Genomic DNA, 18,009 nt, shown 5'->3' on the forward strand with positions numbered 1-18,009 from the left:
TTGCAACGTAACATATTATGCTAAATTCTATCTTCCGAAATTTAATTTTCATTCTTATTTTTACTTCGGCAACAGCCCAAGTACAATCTGAAACCATCCCTCCCTATAACATCAAAACTGTTTCGTTTGTACAAAGCGGGCAAAATGTTGTTCCAATATTCGAATTGGGAAGTGAGATTCAGCTGCAATTTGATGACCTCTTTGGCAATGAAGCCGATTATTACTATGAAATAACGCACTGCGATTATAATTGGATTCCTTCAGACATTCCAAAAACAGAATACCTACAAGGATTTGATGGGCAAAGAATCGTCAATTACACCAACTCCTTTAATACATTACAAATATATTCGCATTATAAAATTTCTTTTCCAAATCCAAACACCCAATTATTAATTACTGGTAACTACATTATCAAAATCCTGAATGAAGATAAAGAAGTTGTATTTTCTAAAAAGTTTATTGTATATGAAAATCTAGTCACAGTTCCTGCTCAGGTAAAAAGAAGCCGAACCGTAAGTAATATCGAATACAAACATAATTTAGATTTTACTATAAAATCTAGCTCCCTCAACTTTCAAACTCCTTTACAGAGTGTAAAAGTACTTTTATTACAAAATGGCAATTTTAACACTGCAATAAAAAACGTACCTCCACAATACACTATCGGGAATGACTTGATATACAAATACAACAATGAAACCCAATTCTGGGCTGGAAATGAATTTTTATATTTTGAGAATAAAGACATCCGTAACGCTGGTAATAATGTAGGAAGAGTCGATTCGAGCAAAGACATTTACAACTCCTACTTATATACTAACCAAGCCAGAGGAAACTTTCCATACACAAACTATCAGGATATAAATGGCAACTTTGTTGTAAAAAATATAAACGCCTCAAACAATGAGGTCGAAGCCGATTATGCTTGGGTTTACTTTACACTTTCGGCACCCGCTTTCCGACTTAACAAAGACATTTATGTTAACGGAATGTTTAATAATTACGGTTTGACTCCTGAGAATAAAATGGAATACAATACCGAAAAAGGGGTTTATGAAAAAGCAATAATGATAAAGCAAGGATTTACGAATTACCAATATCAAATAGCTGATAAAAAAGGAGCAATAGATTTTGAAAATGCAATTGATGGTAATTTTTTCCAAACCGAGAATGAATATACTATATTGGTTTATTATCGTGAGAATAGTGACCGTTATGATCATGTAATCGGAAAAGGATCTGCTAACTCATTGAATATCATTAATTAAAAAACATTTTAGAAATGATTCTTTTGAATCGATTTTTTTTGTAAATTTGCTTCTATTACGCACATATATAACACTTTAGTATGGTTTCTCAAATAACAAGAGGCATAAAAATATCCGTTTTAACTAGTTTTGAAGGAACCTACTTCAAGAACTACAAGATTCATTTTGCCTTTAGCTATGTGGTTACTATTGAGAACCATAGCAAGGATTCCGTGCAACTTACTTCCCGCCATTGGGAAATCTTTGATTCGCTAAACGATATCGAAATAGTTGACGGTGAAGGCGTAATAGGCAAAAAACCAGTTTTAAAACCTGGCGAATTCCACACCTACAGTTCAGGTTGTTTATTATCATCTCCTTATGGAGCAATGAAAGGATATTTCAATATGGTGAACTTCACTACTACAAAAATTTTCAAAGTTATAGTACCTACTTTTAGAATGTGCGCACCATTTGCACTGAACTAATTTCTTTATTGCATCGAAATATTTTATAATTAACTTATAACAAAATTATCAGATTATTAATTTAACCTTCGTACTTTTGTAGAGCGTTAGATAATTCGTATAAAATGAATTATCCAACTGTTAATTTGTCTAATTATCTAATTTTAAACAATATGCTAAAAGGATTTTTTCATGTACCTAAAGCGGTAAACGAACCCGTAAAAGGATATGCACCAAACTCGCCAGAAAAAGCAGCAGTACAAGCAGCTTATACTACAATGTGGAATTCTAAAATTGATGTTCCGTTATACATTGGAAGTGAAGAAATTAAAACTGGAAACACTAGAAACATAACGGCACCTCATGACCACAAACATGTAGTAGGAACTTACCACCTAGCCGAAAAAACACATATAGAAAAAGCAATTGCTAATGCGCTTGAAGCAAAAGATGCATGGGCAAACATGGCATGGGAACAACGTGCTGCTATTTTCTTAAAAGCTGCTGAACTTATTGCTGGTCCTTACAGAGCTAGAATAAATGCAGCTACAATGATCGGACAATCAAAAAACATTCACCAAGCAGAAATTGATGCTTCTTGTGAATTAATTGATTTCTTGCGTTACAATGTAGAGTTTATGACTCAAATTTATGCAGATCAGCCAAAATCAGATTCTACAACATGGAATCGTCTTGAATACAGACCTTTAGAAGGTTTTGTATACGCAATTACTCCTTTTAACTTTACAGCTATCGCTGCAAATCTTCCTGCAAGTGCTGCAATGATGGGGAATGTTGTTATCTGGAAACCAAGTGATAGTCAAGTATTCTCTACTAAAATCATTATCGACGTTTTCAAAGAAGCTGGAGTTCCTGATGGAGTAATAAACGTTGTTTTTGGTGATGCATTAATGATTACTGATACTGTATTAGCAAGTCGTGATTTTGCTGGAGTACACTTTACAGGTTCAACTCATGTATTCAAAGATATTTGGGCAAAAATCGGTGCAAACATTCACAATTACAGAACATACCCAAGAATAGTAGGTGAAACTGGTGGTAAAGATTTTATCATTGCTCATCCAAGTGCTAATGCTAAACAAGTATCAACAGGAATTGTACGTGGTGCATTCGAGTTCCAAGGACAAAAATGTTCTGCAGCATCAAGAGCTTATATTCCACAAAGTTTATGGCCAACTATCAAAGAACAATTAATTACTGATGTGAAATCTATGAAAATGGGGTCACCAGAAGATTTTGGTAACTTTATTACTGCTGTTATTCACGAAGGTTCTTTTGATAAATTAGCTAGTTTTATTGATCAAGCTAAAAAAGATGCTGATGCAGAAATAATCGTTGGAGGAAATTACGATAAATCTGTTGGATACTTTATTGAGCCAACGGTAATTGTAACTACTAATCCAAAATACACAACAATGGAAACTGAATTATTCGGACCAGTTATTACTATATATGTGTATGAAGATGCAAAATGGGAAGAGACTTTAGAATTAGTTGATAATACTTCTGAATATGCTCTTACTGGAGCAGTCTTTAGTCAAGATCGTTATGCTATTGAAGTAGCTACAACAAAATTACAGAATGCTGCTGGTAACTTCTATATTAATGACAAACCAACAGGAGCAGTTGTAGGAATGCAACCATTTGGTGGTGCAAGAGCATCAGGAACAAATGATAAAGCAGGTTCTGCATTAAATTTATTACGTTGGGCTTCTCCAAGAACAATAAAAGAAACTTTTGTAACTCCAGAAGATTATAGATATCCATTTTTAGGAGAATAATCTCTAAAGTTTAAAAACTATAAAACCCCACAAGCTTCAACTATTTTTGAAACTTGTGGGGTTTACTTTTTCATAAAAATTTTAATCAAACATTATTTTGTTTGTAATATTTTTCACTCTTTATTGATTTTCAGAAACATAGCACCTATAAAAAAAACCCTATCGTGTTATTTTTAAAACTTATCATTACATAGAAAAAATTAAGCTCGCATGTAAATTTGGAAATTCTTGATTAAACAAATAGACTTAAAAAATAAAGAATAAAATATTCGCACATAAATACTAAATTAAGCAATAATGAAAAGTATAGAAAAAGCACCTAAAATAATCCGTGAAGCCAAAAGCATCAATCATCCAATTGATTTTAAATGGAATGGAAAAATAATGGAAAAACTTATCGATCCGGCAGAAAATCACAACAAGCTAGAACTTGCTTTAACAAGCATTAGTTATAAAGCTTCTTTAGGACTAACAGCAGCTCTACTTGAATGGATATATTGGCGTTATAAAAATCGTACCGAATCATCTCAAGAAATGAAACAGCGTATCGAAGCTCTTTGGTGCTCAATATCACATCCCGAATACACTAAACCATTAGTTTTTGATCTCAACATGAATGCTCCTGCATCTGGACCTATAGACGGCCCACTTTGGGTTGCACTTATGAATGTGAGAATGATAGATGTACTACGCCGAAATGGTTCTTATAATCTTCAAAGTGAAATTGTTGGCCTAGTATTACTAGTTCGCCATACCACTCCTAAGAAAAAAAAATTCAACAAATGGCTTAAAAGCAACTTAAAAAGACTTAATCTTTTATTTCCTTGTCAATATACTTATGACGATTATAATAATGAGGAAGCCTATAACCCTTCAGAAGAACCTGTAATATGCCGTGACTTTTTCTTTGATCCACTATACAAATACACAATAAAATCTTCTGAGATTGCAATTAAGACTTTTGTTGCAAGGTTGGATTACGAAACAAATCCTTTTTTATGTTTTCCAAAAGAAGCTAGTTAAATCAATCTATTTTTATAAAAACCCACAACTTTAAAATGTCTTTAAATTTGTGGGTTTTCTTTTTAGTATAAACGAAGTCTATTTCCCTAATTCAAAACTAGAAATAGTATGAAAGGAATCTATTTCTGTATTCTTCTCCCCTTTAAAAGTATCATAGTTTACAACCAATAATTTTCCTTTATAAATTATCGTTTCACAAGGATTATCTAATTGTCCATCAGAACCATCTGCATTGCCATTTTCCCAAATTAAATGCATCGTATTCGTATTTAAATCCAACTGATGAACACTATTATTATCATAATTAGCTATAAAAATAGAATTCCTTTGCTCGTCATAAAAAAAGCCATCACAACATTTTAATTTATCCGAATCAAAAACTACTTTCTTAGATTTTAGCTTACCGTCTTTTGTAAATTCAAGTTTTGTAATCACACCATCTCCAAAGTTCCCTGCATATAGATTCCCCTTTTTATCAAAAGCAATACCGTCAATTCCAATAGTTCGTTTGGTTACTTCAGGCTTAAGAGTAAATGTGGTTACTAGATAATTGGGTTTCGTATTCTTATCCAAAATTATTTTCCCAGAATTTAATTCCTTTAACGAAAAACTATAAATCCCACTTTCTCTTCTATTCTCAAAAAGAGCATCAGTAATATAAACTCTATCTTTATACCACCTTACAGCTTCTCCAAAATTGAAGCCTTCTGCCAGAACCTCGGCATATTTAGGCTTTCCATTCTCAACTACAACCCTTATCAATCTAGAAAAATTTTCATTATCAGTAAAAAACTGATTATCCATTAAATACAAATTTCCGTCAGGACCAAATTCCATTCCCATAGGATGTACTTTCTTCGTTATGGGATGTACTGGTAATTTATCAAACCATGTTATGGGTTTATCATTTTCATCAAAAGTTAGAATCTTACTTCCGTGCTTTTCAAAAGTTACCGGATTAGTAATTGACAAATAAAGATTCCCTTTTTTATCCAAAGCCATACCGTCGGGAGTTTGACACGTTTCGCCCAAATCGGCAAATAAGGTTGGCTTAATTGTTTTCGAAACTTCACTATAAGTAATCTCTTGCTTGCTTTCTTGTGAAAATAAATTTACGGTATTCATTAAAATCAGAATACCAAGTACGTTTTTAATCATTGTGTTCATTTTGTTTTGGTTTAATTATTTTTGGATTGTTTTATAACAGAATACTTTTTAGTTCATTTACTAAAAATAATGCGAATAGAAGAATCAGTTTTATCATGATTTATATATTTGAAAGCGAATATAATTCCAGAGTCAATTCGCTGTTTAGTGCGCAATCGAAAACACAGCTTTAGCATTCAAAAAATAGATTTTAGACGAATATTGCATTCGTATGCCCAAATGCTATTTTTGGAAGCAAAAACTCTTTATTTAAATCTAGGGACAAAGCATACCTCTATATTTTATTATCTTGTTCCCTCATAAAACATTATAATGAGTTTTTTAAAAAATATCGATCTAAAAAGAATTCTCTTCCATTGCATCTATTGGATTTCCTTTTTGCTTTTATATATTTCCAGCAAGTCTAATGACATTAGTTCTTATGACTTTACTTTTGTATATACATGGAAAGTCTTAGCACAAGCAACAGCCGGCTACGGATTAATTTATTGGATTATTCCTCAAACACTGGATAGAAAAAAATATTTACTTTTTATAGTTTTTGCCACAAGCTGGCTCTATCTTGTTTTTGCTGTTTTAATGATTTTTAAATACTATTATCTTGAACCAAAATTCCCAGGTTTCTTTGATGATTGGCTTGGACACAAAATGTCTGTTCCCGAAAGATTAACTTCGTTTAAATTAATATTTAGAGAGTTTTCTTTTATCACTTATCCAATTATCATATTAGGTTTTATTAGTTTTAATCGCAAACAGCAACGCCTTTTAAAACTAGAAGAAGAGAAAAAATCGATGGAATTGAAAGTATTAAAGAATCAGTTAAATCCACATTTTCTTTTTAACACCCTTAATAATTTATACACATTAACGCTTAAAAAAGATGATAAAGCTCCCGAAGTAATTGCGAAACTATCCGAAATTCTGGACTTTGTATTATACCGTTGCAATGAAGATTATGTTTCTATTGAAAAAGAAATTGCTTTAATTGAGAATTATATTGCTTTGGAAAAACTCCGCTATAGCGAAAACAGATTAGATATTTCGTTTACCAAAAACATTCAGGAAAGTAACAAAATTTCACCTCTTATTATATTGACATTTATAGAAAATGCTTTTAAACATGGTGTAATCAATGAAACGGAGAAAGCTACTATCATACTGAATTTAGAAAGCAAAAAAGGACAAATCTTTTTTAGTATCGAGAATACAAAACCTCAGAATAATTTTGCTACAATTACTAATAAATCAAAAATTGGATTGGAAAATGTTCGAAAACAATTGGATTTATTATATCCAAAAAAACACAAATTAGAAATAGAAGAAACGCAATTTCTTTTTAAGGTTAAACTTAATCTTAATCTCTAAAATTTCAAAACAATTTTCTACAAAAAACTAACCCTCTCAACTTTTATGAAAAAACACCTCCTAATTAGTCTTTTATCTATTTTCTGCTTTATCACCGCAAAAAGCCAATCTAAAACCGTTGATACGTTAGTCGATGTAGGGAATCACAAGATTCATTTTAAGATTGTAAAAGGCAAAGGTATACCTATACTTTTTGACTCTGGTGGCGGGAATGATGGTTCCGTTTGGAATTCTATTTTAAAACCAATTTCCGAAATAACAGATGCGACTTTAATAACATACGACAGAGCTGGTTTTGGCACAAGCACCATCGATACTTTACAAACCAATGATGCTAAACAAGGAATTATAAGCAGTATTGAAGATTTAGAAATTGGCTTAAAAAAACTAGGATACGATAAAGAAATCATGCTTGTTTCACATTCTTATGGCGGTTATCTATCAACTCTTTATGCTACCAGACATCCTAAACTTGTAAAAGGGGTTGTATTAATCGATGTTAATCATAGCTATTTTGAAGACGGCTACATTGAAAAAGTATTAGCTACACAAGATAAACTTATACCACAATGGAAAAAGAGCAATAAAGGCATTTATTATATGTCGGCAACTATTGCCAAAACTGTAAAAATAATGAGTAAGTTATCCATTCCTCAAAACATTCCAGTTGTTGATTTTGTCAACGGAATTCCTTTCTATAAAATACCCGATGAAATAGAGCGATGGAAAAATTGTCATAACAAATATGTCGAAAATAACCCTAACGTTACCGGCATTATAGCTTATGGTTGCGGTCATGCTATTTGGATGGACAATCCCCCATTAGTAATTACAGCAATTACCAAAATGTATGCAAATAGTTCTAAACAAAAAACTGAAATTCAAGAACGCGCTTTACAATACACAATACAGGCTTTTAACGAGGATAAAAAAGAGCAATTGGCACACAATAATTCCGAAGACGATTTGAACAATTGGGGATATGAATTATTACGTAAAAATGAAAATGAAAAGGCTGCCGAAGTCTTCAAATTAAATATGCTTTTAAATCCAAAAAGCGCCAATACCTATGACAGTTATGGCGAAGCTTTACTAAAAATCAATAAGAAAGAAGAAGCTATTGCAATGTATAAAAAATCTATAGAACTAAATCCTGAAAATAAAAACGGAAAAGAAGTTTTAGAACGCATAACAAAAGAAACTGCAAAATAACTAGATTAGATTGCAAACAAATTTCAAAAAGGTTAAAATTGCATCTGTTAAACATAAAAAATTCAAATGAAATATAAATGCATTATCATTGACGACGAGCCTTTGGCGAGAGAATTAATTACCTCTCACCTTCTAAATTTTGACAACTTCGAACTTGTCGATTCATTTGAAAATGCATTAAAGGCATATACTTTTTTAGAAACAAATACTGTAGATTTGATTTTTTTGGATATCGAAATGCCTTTATTAAAAGGAAATGATTTTTTGAAAAAATTAAAAAATCCACCTAAGGTAATTTTCACAACTGCTTATCGCGAATATGCCATCGAAGGATATGAACTCAACGTTATTGATTATCTTTTAAAACCAATTACTTTTGACCGTTTTTTTGTTTCAATAGAAAAATTCAAACAGTTTCAAAAACCTAAAAAAGAAGAGAAAGCAATTCCTGAAAATCATATTTTTGTATCTAGTGGAAGTAGGAATATCAAAATAGTTTTTGAAGAAATCTTATACATCGAAAGTTTAAAAGATTATATCACAATACATCTTGAAAACGATAAATCGCATCATCTCAAACAGAACATTTCTGCCTTCGAAAAATTACTAGATTCAAATTTTGTTCGAGTTCACCGTTCTTTTATTATTCAAACAAAAAAGCTAACTGCTTACTCTAAAAATGAAGTCGAAATAAACACAATAGAAATTCCAATAGGAAGTAGCTATAAAGAAAACTGGTTGGCCTATTTAAAAAACATCAAATAATATAAAACCCCACAAACTCAGAATAATTCTGAAACTTGAGGGGTTTTACTTTTTTTAAAACATTAAAAAAAAACAGTTAGAATTAATTATAAATACATATAACCAGCTATGCGAAAGAAATATATTTCTTTTTGTATTCTCTTTTACACATAAAACCTATGTCTCTATGTGTTAAATAAAATTTTACGCGCCGAGCAAACCAAACAGATACAGTAATTACACGCAACAGATTAAATTAATTAAAACTTATTTTCTACTTCTGCGGCTTGCAGCATCAAATAATGCAAATCGGTATTTTTTACGAAAGGTTTTAAAAGTTCGCTTCCGGGACCAAACATAGCCAACTCAACATAATCGGCAGAGTGATCCATACTAATCCAGCCCACCGAGTTTATTTTTCCTTGCATTTCGGCAAACGCTTTATAAGGCAATTTCTTGTAATTGTATAATCCGTCTTCCTTATGTAAACCATCGTAATAACTCAAAACTGTTTTAGCATCATCATCCGAAACCGAATGTCCATTTGCCTTTTCTATAATCTCTTTTACTTGTGATATTGAAGAATCAGGTTTAATTTGATTTAAAATCCATTCATTTGTCTGCGTATATTTCTGAATACTATCAAAATTCTCATTGGCATACTTGCCATAAATAATTCCTGGATTAGCATTCCCATGATCGGTAGTAATAATAACTAACGTTTCCTTGTCTTTTTCAGCAAAATCAATTGCAATTTTTACCGCTTCATCAAATTCAATTTGGTCATTAATCAAACCAGCAATATCATTCCCGTGCGCAGCCCAGTCAACCTTTCCGCTTTCTATTTGCAAAACAAAGCCATTTTTATGGTCTTTCATCCTGTCAATAGCTTTCTGAGCCATTTCGGCTAAACTTGGAACTGTTTGTTTTAAATTATTATCGCTATTTCTATCTACATAATACGGAAGACCGTCCTCTGAAAACACTCCTAAAATAGGCTTAGAATTAGATGCTGCATCCATTTCAGAACGTGTTTTTACCACCTGATATCCTTTTGCGCTAAAAGCAGCATACATATCCTTCTTATCTTTTCTTACCCCAGAGTTAAAATAGTTTGAACCTCCACCCATCATAACATCAAAACCAAGGTCTAAATATTGTTCGGCGATATCATCCTGAGCATTTCTGCTTTTACTATTTACACAAAAACCCGCAGGAGTTGCATGAGTTATTGGAACTGTAGTTACACAACCAGCCATTTTCCCTGATTTCTTGAACTTTTGCCAAATAGGCAAATGTGGTTCCCCTTGAGGACTAACATTAAGCACTCCATTATTTACTCTGAAACCACCACCCCAAGAAGAACTTGCAGCCGATGAATCGGTAACAATAGAACTAGCAGAAGCTGTATCCATCAGAGCTCTTGAAACTCGATTGTCTTTATATAACTGAATCCAATTAGAACCTTTTCCTGTTTTTCTGTTTAGGAATAAATCGGTCATATTTAAAGTTCCAGTGCTCATTCCATCACTAACTAAGAGAATTATATTTTTGGCTTTCTTATTTTTATTAACTGATTCTAAATCTAAAATATTAGCCGATCCCTGAAAAGGATTCATAACTGCTGCTCCAATTGTAAATAAAGAGCCATTTCTAAAAAACTTCCTTCTATCCATCATTACTTTGTTTATGTAAGTATTTCAAAGATAAAAAAATACACCAACTAACAAAATTATCTTTCTGTTATGATACCGAACTAAAAAGCAAAACCCCATCTAATCTAGACAGGGTTTTATAAATTGTATTTCGGTAAATCTTAAACTATAAATTTCAAAGGTAAATGAACTACTTTTTTGGTTTCAAAAAATTCATCTTCAAAGAAATCTGCTAAATTATATTCTGTTGCTTTAGGAAAATCTTTCAATTCTTCAGTTAAATCTCCTCCTTTAAGGTATAAAATTCCGTTTTTAAGTTCATGTTTGTGTTTTTTCTTGATTTTATCTTTAATCCAAGAAACAAAATCAGGCATATTAGTCACAGCACGACTTACAATAAAATCGAAATCTCCTTTTACATTTTCAGCACGAAGCTGTTCTGCTTTTACATTTTTTAAATCCAAAGCATCAACAACGCCCTGAACCACTTTTATTTTTTTAGCAATAACATCAATCAAATAAAAACGGGTTTCTGGAAAAAGAATTGCTAAAGGAATCCCAGGAAATCCACCACCAGTACCCACATCAAGAACATAAGTCCCTGGTTCAAATTTTATAATTTTTGCAATTCCAAGCGAATGTAGAATATGCTTGGTGTATAAGGCATCAATATCTTTACGTGAAATAACATTAATTTTTTCATTCCAGTCATGGTATAAAAAATCTAATTTTTGAAATTGTTCTTTTTGAACGTCAGTCAAATCAGGAAAATATTTCAGAATCTCATTCATTGTTCTATTTTTTTAACAAAAGTACTACTTTACAGTCGAAATATTTAACTCATTTTTGTAAATTGAAAATTTATAATAATTACCTTTGAGAACTATTTAAAATTTATATGAATAAGACCATACCTACATTTGCTAAGCAAGACAATTTAAAGTTTTTTAGAACACTTAACTCTCGAGTGAACAGTTACTTTAAAGATAATAACATCCAAAAGACAGGAAATTGGAAACTTCATTTAAAAGCCATTATTCTGTTTACAGTTTTTCTTGCGCCCTATTTTTTAATACTTACACTCGATATGCCATTTTGGGCTCATTTACTATTAACCATTGTTATGGGAATTGGTATGGCTGGAATCGGAATGAATGTAATGCATGATGGAAATCATGGTTCTTATTCTACCAAAAGTTGGGTAAACAAAATCATGGGAGGAAGTATTTATGTTCTTGCAGGAAACGTACACAACTGGCAAGTACAGCATAATGTTTTACATCATACTTATACTAATATTCATGGTCATGACGAAGATCTTGATGCAGGAAGAATTATTCGTTTTACACAAAATGCTGAGTGGCATCGTTTTCATAAGTTTCAACACTATTATTCGTTTTTCCTTTACGGATTATTGACTTTCAATTGGGCTTTAACAACCGATTTTAAGCAAATGAAAAACTACTTAAAAAGAAAACTATCATACGGAACACCACAAAGTCCTGCCAAATTATGGACTGTACTTGTAATTACAAAAATTATTTATGTACTAATCTGGATGGCATTACCAATGCTTTTAGGTATTGTATGGTGGAAAGTTGTTATTGGATTCTTTGTAATGCATTATACAGCAGGATTAATTTTGAGTATCGTATTCCAATTGGCACACGTAGTCGAAGAAACATCTAACCCTGTTCCAAATGAAGATGGTGAGATGGAAAACACATGGGCAATTCACCAATTGTACACTACAGCCAATTTTGCTCCAAAGAACAAAGTTGTAAACTGGTTTACAGGCGGATTAAACCACCAAATCGAACATCATATTTTTCCAAACATAAGCCATATACACTACGGAAAAATTGCCGAAATCGTAAAACAGACTGCAATCGAATGCAACTTACCATATCATGAATTCAAAACCATGAGAGGAGCAGTTTTGGCACACTACAAACATTTACGAGATTTGGGTATGAAACCCGAAATAGCATAATATCAACACAATAACAAACCACAATTAACTATAAAATGAATCACATTCTTTCAGACAGAATTAACAATTTAGCTACATCACAAACTTTAGCAATGGCCGCTTTGGCACGCGAATTAAAAGCACAAGGAAAAGACATTATTAGTTTAAGTTTAGGAGAACCTGACTTTAATACCCCTGACTTCATTAAAGAAGCAGTTAAAAAAGCAGTTGACGAAAATTACAGTACATATTCTCCAGTAGAAGGTTATCTAGAATTAAGAGAAGCAATTTGCAGAAAATTTAAAAGAGATAACGGATTAGACTACAAACCAACTCAAATCGTAGTTTCTACAGGAGCAAAACAATCTTTATACAACATTGCGCAAGTAATGTTAAACGATGGTGACGAGGTTATTTTACCAGCACCATACTGGGTTTCTTATTTCGAAATTGTAAAACTTTCTGGCGGAGTTCCTGTTGAAGTTCCAACATCTGTAGATACCGATTTTAAAATTACACCAGAACAATTAGAAGCTGCCATCACACCAAAAACAAAAATGATGTGGTTTAGTTCTCCTTGTAACCCTTCAGGTTCTGTTTACAGCAGAGAAGAATTGACAGCACTTGCAAAAGTGTTAGAAAAACACCCAAATATATACGTCGTTGCCGATGAGATTTATGAGCATATCAATTTCTCAGGAACATTCTGTAGTATCGGTTCAATCCCAGGAATGTTAGAAAAAACAATCACTGTAAACGGAGTTGCAAAAGCATTTGCTATGACAGGATACAGAGTTGGTTATATCGGAGCACCCGAATTTATTGCAAAAGCATGTACAAAAATTCAAGGACAAGTAACATCTGGAGCAAACTCTGTAGCACAACGCGCTACAATTACAGCAGTAGATGCTGATCCAAGCGTATTAAACCACATGGTTCAGGCTTTCCACACTCGTAGAGATTTAGTTGTTGGATTATTGAAAGAAATTCCAGGAGTAAAAATCAATGTTCCAGAAGGAGCATTTTATGTTTTCCCAGACGTTTCTTCATTCTTCGGAAAAACATTAAAAGGAACTCATATCAAAGATGCCAATGATTTCTCAATGTATCTTCTTGGTGAAGCAAACGTAGCAACAGTTACAGGAGATGCCTTCGGAAATCCAAACTGTATTCGTTTCTCTTACGCAACAAGCGACGATATTTTAAAAGAAGCATTACGCAGAATCAAAGAAGCTTTGGCTGCATAATACCATAAAATAAGTTTATTTAAACGGCTTAAGGTTTAAAGTTTCATCACTTTACACTTTAAGCTGTTTTTTTATGGGGTTTCCTCTGGTCGGGCAATTCTCTGCAAATCCTCGCACTACTTCGTCATTACGCTGGGGGAGTTTTTTATTTAAATTGAAAAATAATCCTACATTTGCAGCATTTTATAAATCAAAAATATTTTATGACACAAATTGTACGTAATCTTTCTTCAATTCTAATTTTTACACTATTTTTTTCTAATCAAACAAAAGCCCAAACAACAGGCAATTTTATTAAAGTCTCAATAGGTTTTGGCTCAAGTACTTCAAATTACGAAGAAGAAAATCCGGAAATCATAGATGGCACTGGTTTTTTTACCCAAGGAGAATATATAATAGGAGTTACCAAATGGTTTAGCGTAAGACCTTATGCCGGCGTTATTTTTACCTCAACTAGTAAAGATGCTATTAAAAACCCACAAGGCTACAAAGTAGAAACTAATGCATTTTTACTAGGAACAAAAGTTCGCCTTTGTGCTCCCATACCTTGGGTTGCACCATTTATAGAAACTGGTATTGGCGCTTCAATAGGCTCTTTTAAAACCTACACTAATTATGTCAATGAGAAAAAAAGTGGTGTAATTGCACATATTCCAATTAGCATAGGACTTGCATTGGGTCCAAAAAACAACATAGAAATTGGAGTTACGTTTTACGGAAATCTATCTGGTGAGCAAGCTTTCGGTGCATTTACAGCAGGATATACTTTTCCAATAGATTAAAAAACAGCAATCCTTAAACATCATCATTCCATATTACCTAACTATTTCAAAAAAAGTCACTTTAGCATTAGTAAACTCAAATAATTTATAAGAACTTTGCAAACTTTTTTAGGCGAAAGCCAAAAAGTATAGCGTTTTAGAAATAAATAATTTATCATCAACTCGATGAAGAAGAAAATCGAAATATTAGCTCCTGCTAAAGATTTAATTGGAGGAATGGCAGCTATAAATAGCGGAGCCGATGCAGTTTACATTGGGGCACCACAATTTGGAGCCCGTTCTAATGCAAATAACTCTCTTGAAGATGTTGCTGCGTTAGTAAAATATGCCCACTTATTTAATGCACAGGTTTTTGTCGTTATGAATACCATTTTGTACGACAACGAATTAGAAACCTGTCGCCAAATGATCTATGAATTATACGATATTGGTGTAGATGCATTAATTATTCAGGATATGGCAATTATGGAAATGGAGCTACCTCCTATTGTACTTCACGCCAGTACCCAAGCCAATAATCGTGATGCTGACAAAATTAAATTCCTAAAAGATGCAGGAATAAAACGTGTGGTTTTAGCACGCGAACTAAACTTACATCAAATTAAAACGATTTACGACGAAGCTGATGTTGAACTAGAGTTTTTCGTAACTGGAGCTCTATGTGTTTCATTTAGCGGAAACTGCTATATGAGTGTGGCAAACGGAGAACGTAGCGCCAATCGTGGTTCTTGTGCACAAAATTGTCGTTTACCCTACAACTTAATCGACGGAAACGGAGAAACTTTAATAAAAAACAGTCACTTACTTTCGATCAAAGATTTAGATATTTCAGATCAAATCCCGAATTTAATTGAAGCCGGAATTGTTTCTTTTAAAATTGAAGGAAGATTAAAAGATGTTGTTTACGTAAAAAATAACGTATCCTTTTTACGTCAAAAACTAGACAGCTATTTAGAAGGAGCAGGAAGCGAAAAATATACCAAAGCTTCTTCAGGAAAATGTACGTATACTTTCGATTCTTCTTTAAACAGAACATTTAACCGTGGTTACACCGATTATTTTGTAAACGATAGAAATCATAGTATTGGTTCTTGGGAAAGCCCAAAATCAAAAGGACAATATATAGGCAAACTAATCCGAACGGTTGGAAACGCCTACGAAATAGAAAATGGCGAATTGTTAAACAACGGAGACGGACTTTGTTTTATCAATGAAAACAATGAAGCCGATGGAATTTATGTAAACAAAGCCGAAAATGGCAAAATTTACCCGAACGTTTTAAAAGAAGTAAAAGACGGAACTTTTATTTACCGTAATAACGACGCTGCTTTCATTAAAATTGTAGAAAGAGAAGACAGTGCAGTTCGTAAACTAAGCACTACTTTACTGCTTACTGAAAACGAAACTGGTTTTGAATTAATCGCAACCGACGAAGACGGAAATGTAAGCGTTGTTACTTTAGAACATTCAAAAGAACAAACTAAAACCGGCGAATCAATAGAAGAAAACATCAAGACACAATTGGCAAAAACAGGTTTTACACCTTATATAGCCAATGAAATTAATATAATGTTTACTCAAAACTGGTTCCTTCCTATTTCAAAAATCAACGAGATGAGAAGAACAGTTTACGATCAATTAACTGAAATTCGTTTAGCAAATTACAAGCGCGAAGAACACCAATTAGTAAAAACATCACATCCGTACCCTGAAACCAAATTAGATTTCATGTACAACGTTTCGAACAAAACGGCACGTAAATTCTACGAACGTCATGGCGTAACCGAAATCGAAAAAGCATTTGAATTGCAATGGGATCCTGGGAAATCACGTGTAATGACAACCAAATATTGTATCAAATACGAATTAAAAAAATGTCCAATACATCAAAAAGATATAATGGGTGTTAAAGTAAAAGAACCATTGGTATTAAAACAAGGCGAACTAGAATACAAACTGAAATTCAACTGTAAACCTTGTGAGATGGAAATTTGGGAAAAAGATGCCGAATTTGAAATCGAAGAAGATCATTTTCACTAAAAAACAAAAAAGCGATACTTGGTAAAAGTATCGCTTTTTTTAGTTATTTTTTCTTCGTGTTTTTTGGTACTGGCTTTGTTACCGCCTTTGGTTTCGTGTTTTTTTGATCCGCTTTTTGTTCTGTTTTCGGTTCTCGTTTCTTCACAGGTTTCACATTATACAAATTGACAACTTTTTCAATGTCATCATATTTATATTCCTTCTCTTCAATTTTTTTAGCTATGTCCGGATTATCACTAAAATAATAAACACCAAACTGTCTAAAAAAAGCATTATAACCAATAGAAGCTCCATTCGAACTTACAGAAACCAATATAGGATAATCCTCATTATTCCTTTTCATATAATGATTAACCTGTTTACTAACCACTTCCATTTTAGATTCTTTTATCTTTTCTTTTGTCTCTTCATCCTTTACCTTAACTTCTTTTATTCCATATTCTTCACCACCTAAATACAAAGATGCTTTTCCACTAATCGTTTTACACAACCATCTTTCTTTAATAACCTTAAAATCTGTACCTTTCTTTTTATATTCTTTTGTTTTCGTCCATAAGAAAGTATACGACAACTTTTTCTCTGCATCAAAAATCTGGATTGAATCTATTTCACTAGCCGCATATTTTTCATTAGTATCTCCTACTTTAATTTTCACTTTCTTATCTTCAAAATCAGGGAAATGAAGTATGCCACTAACTGTTTGCTTATCTTTTTTAAAAATTACAGCTTCTGCTTTCTGCTGGCCCAGTCCAAATCTATATATAACGATCTGACAATTTGCTGCTGATGTAATGAATAAAATACTCATCACTAAAAAAAATTTAAATTTCATTTTTGGGGGTTTTATTTGTAAGCTGGCAAATATATAAATATCGTATGGCATTAAAAGAAATTTCAAATCAGTTATAACCATAATTATTAACAAAAAATTTCTCCGTAAAAACTTTTCAAAATTTGAGCGTGACCACAAGGGTCGGGCTATTCGCTGCAAGTCCTCGCACTTCCTTCGTCAGGCTGTGGGCTATCCGCTACTATCCCTCACGCAAGTCTGCAAACGAGAGCTATTTATTTCCAATTTTATTTACACGTACAGATTGTAGAAACGCACCGCAGTATTTCTACACACAGTATTTCTACTCAGCTATTAATTAAATCTGCCGAATCTGCAAAATCTGCGTGAAACTCTTTACCTTAAACATAGATTACATAGAAGCACTGCAATGCATCTGTACATTAAGACATATGAATTGAACTTTGCGGTTAAAAACATTTTTCGCTACTTT

Annotated in this window: 15 protein-coding genes; 11 read left to right on the top strand and 4 right to left on the bottom strand. The window is 32.6% G+C overall.

Annotation, left to right across the window (positions count from 1 at the left end):
• Window positions 1-17 precede the first annotated feature (17 nt).
• The 4 genes from OIU80_RS10150 (at window position 18) to OIU80_RS10165 (ending at window position 4,542) form a co-directional block, all read left to right on the top strand.
• Complete coding sequence (locus tag OIU80_RS10150) at window positions 18-1,271, top strand: type IX secretion system plug protein (protein WP_264286897.1); 1,254 nt, start codon at window positions 18-20, stop codon at window positions 1,269-1,271.
• Window positions 1,272-1,351: 80 nt separating this feature from the next.
• On the top strand, window positions 1,352-1,738 hold the full coding sequence (gene apaG / locus OIU80_RS10155; RefSeq protein ID WP_035618015.1) for a Co2+/Mg2+ efflux protein ApaG: 387 nt from the start codon (window positions 1,352-1,354) through the stop codon (window positions 1,736-1,738).
• A 152-nt stretch (window positions 1,739-1,890) separates the two neighbouring features.
• On the top strand, window positions 1,891-3,519 hold the full coding sequence (pruA, locus tag OIU80_RS10160; protein ID WP_264286991.1) for an L-glutamate gamma-semialdehyde dehydrogenase: 1,629 nt from the start codon (window positions 1,891-1,893) through the stop codon (window positions 3,517-3,519).
• Between the two features lie 297 nt (window positions 3,520-3,816).
• A complete protein-coding gene (locus tag OIU80_RS10165; RefSeq protein WP_264286898.1) occupies window positions 3,817-4,542 on the top strand; it encodes a hypothetical protein in 726 nt (241 codons plus the stop codon).
• 78 nt (window positions 4,543-4,620) lie between these two features.
• On the opposite strand, the gene OIU80_RS10170 is transcribed toward OIU80_RS10165, so the two are convergent.
• A complete protein-coding gene (locus OIU80_RS10170) occupies window positions 4,621-5,709 on the bottom strand; it encodes an NHL repeat-containing protein (RefSeq protein ID WP_264286899.1) in 1,089 nt (362 codons plus the stop codon).
• A gap of 312 nt (window positions 5,710-6,021) precedes the next feature.
• Between OIU80_RS10170 and OIU80_RS10175 the strand changes: the two genes are divergently transcribed.
• The 3 genes from OIU80_RS10175 to OIU80_RS10185 all read left to right on the top strand — a co-directional run bounded on the left by OIU80_RS10175 (window position 6,022) and on the right by OIU80_RS10185 (window position 9,051).
• A complete protein-coding gene (locus OIU80_RS10175) occupies window positions 6,022-7,074 on the top strand; it encodes a sensor histidine kinase (RefSeq protein ID WP_264286900.1) in 1,053 nt (350 codons plus the stop codon).
• A 45-nt stretch (window positions 7,075-7,119) separates the two neighbouring features.
• Window positions 7,120-8,286, top strand: a complete 1,167-nt coding sequence (locus tag OIU80_RS10180; RefSeq protein WP_264286901.1) for an alpha/beta fold hydrolase — start codon at window positions 7,120-7,122, stop codon at window positions 8,284-8,286.
• 66 nt (window positions 8,287-8,352) lie between these two features.
• Window positions 8,353-9,051, top strand: a complete 699-nt coding sequence (locus tag OIU80_RS10185) for a LytR/AlgR family response regulator transcription factor (protein ID WP_264286902.1) — start codon at window positions 8,353-8,355, stop codon at window positions 9,049-9,051.
• A gap of 239 nt (window positions 9,052-9,290) precedes the next feature.
• On the opposite strand, the gene OIU80_RS10190 is transcribed toward OIU80_RS10185, so the two are convergent.
• The gene (locus OIU80_RS10190) at window positions 9,291-10,706 is read right to left on the bottom strand and encodes an alkaline phosphatase (RefSeq protein ID WP_264286903.1); all 1,416 of its coding nucleotides are present in this window, start codon (window positions 10,704-10,706) and stop codon (window positions 9,291-9,293) included.
• A 140-nt stretch (window positions 10,707-10,846) separates the two neighbouring features.
• Window positions 10,847-11,476 carry a 16S rRNA (guanine(527)-N(7))-methyltransferase RsmG gene (gene rsmG / locus OIU80_RS10195; protein ID WP_264286904.1) on the bottom strand — a complete coding sequence of 210 codons (630 nt, stop codon included), beginning with the start codon at window positions 11,474-11,476 and terminating at the stop codon, window positions 10,847-10,849.
• A 107-nt stretch (window positions 11,477-11,583) separates the two neighbouring features.
• Between rsmG and OIU80_RS10200 the strand changes: the two genes are divergently transcribed.
• The 4 genes from OIU80_RS10200 to OIU80_RS10215 all read left to right on the top strand — a co-directional run bounded on the left by OIU80_RS10200 (window position 11,584) and on the right by OIU80_RS10215 (window position 16,726).
• Window positions 11,584-12,678 (top strand): fatty acid desaturase family protein, encoded by a 1,095-nt coding sequence (locus OIU80_RS10200; RefSeq protein ID WP_264286905.1) that lies wholly within the window; start codon window positions 11,584-11,586, stop codon window positions 12,676-12,678.
• Between the two features lie 35 nt (window positions 12,679-12,713).
• Window positions 12,714-13,904, top strand: coding sequence for a pyridoxal phosphate-dependent aminotransferase (locus OIU80_RS10205; RefSeq protein ID WP_264286906.1), 1,191 nt, complete (start codon window positions 12,714-12,716; stop codon window positions 13,902-13,904).
• A 203-nt stretch (window positions 13,905-14,107) separates the two neighbouring features.
• Window positions 14,108-14,686, top strand: a complete 579-nt coding sequence (locus tag OIU80_RS10210) for a hypothetical protein (protein ID WP_264286907.1) — start codon at window positions 14,108-14,110, stop codon at window positions 14,684-14,686.
• Window positions 14,687-14,851: 165 nt separating this feature from the next.
• Window positions 14,852-16,726 carry a peptidase U32 family protein gene (locus tag OIU80_RS10215; protein WP_264286908.1) on the top strand — a complete coding sequence of 625 codons (1,875 nt, stop codon included), beginning with the start codon at window positions 14,852-14,854 and terminating at the stop codon, window positions 16,724-16,726.
• A gap of 43 nt (window positions 16,727-16,769) precedes the next feature.
• Here OIU80_RS10215 and OIU80_RS10220 read toward each other — a convergent pair whose 3' ends face one another.
• Entirely contained in the window at window positions 16,770-17,609 is an 840-nt protein-coding gene (locus OIU80_RS10220; protein ID WP_264286909.1) for a hypothetical protein, read from the bottom strand.
• Window positions 17,610-18,009: the final 400 nt, after the last annotated feature.

The sequence above is a fragment of the Flavobacterium frigoritolerans genome (genome assembly GCF_025847275.1).
Classification (GTDB): domain Bacteria; phylum Bacteroidota; class Bacteroidia; order Flavobacteriales; family Flavobacteriaceae; genus Flavobacterium; species Flavobacterium frigoritolerans.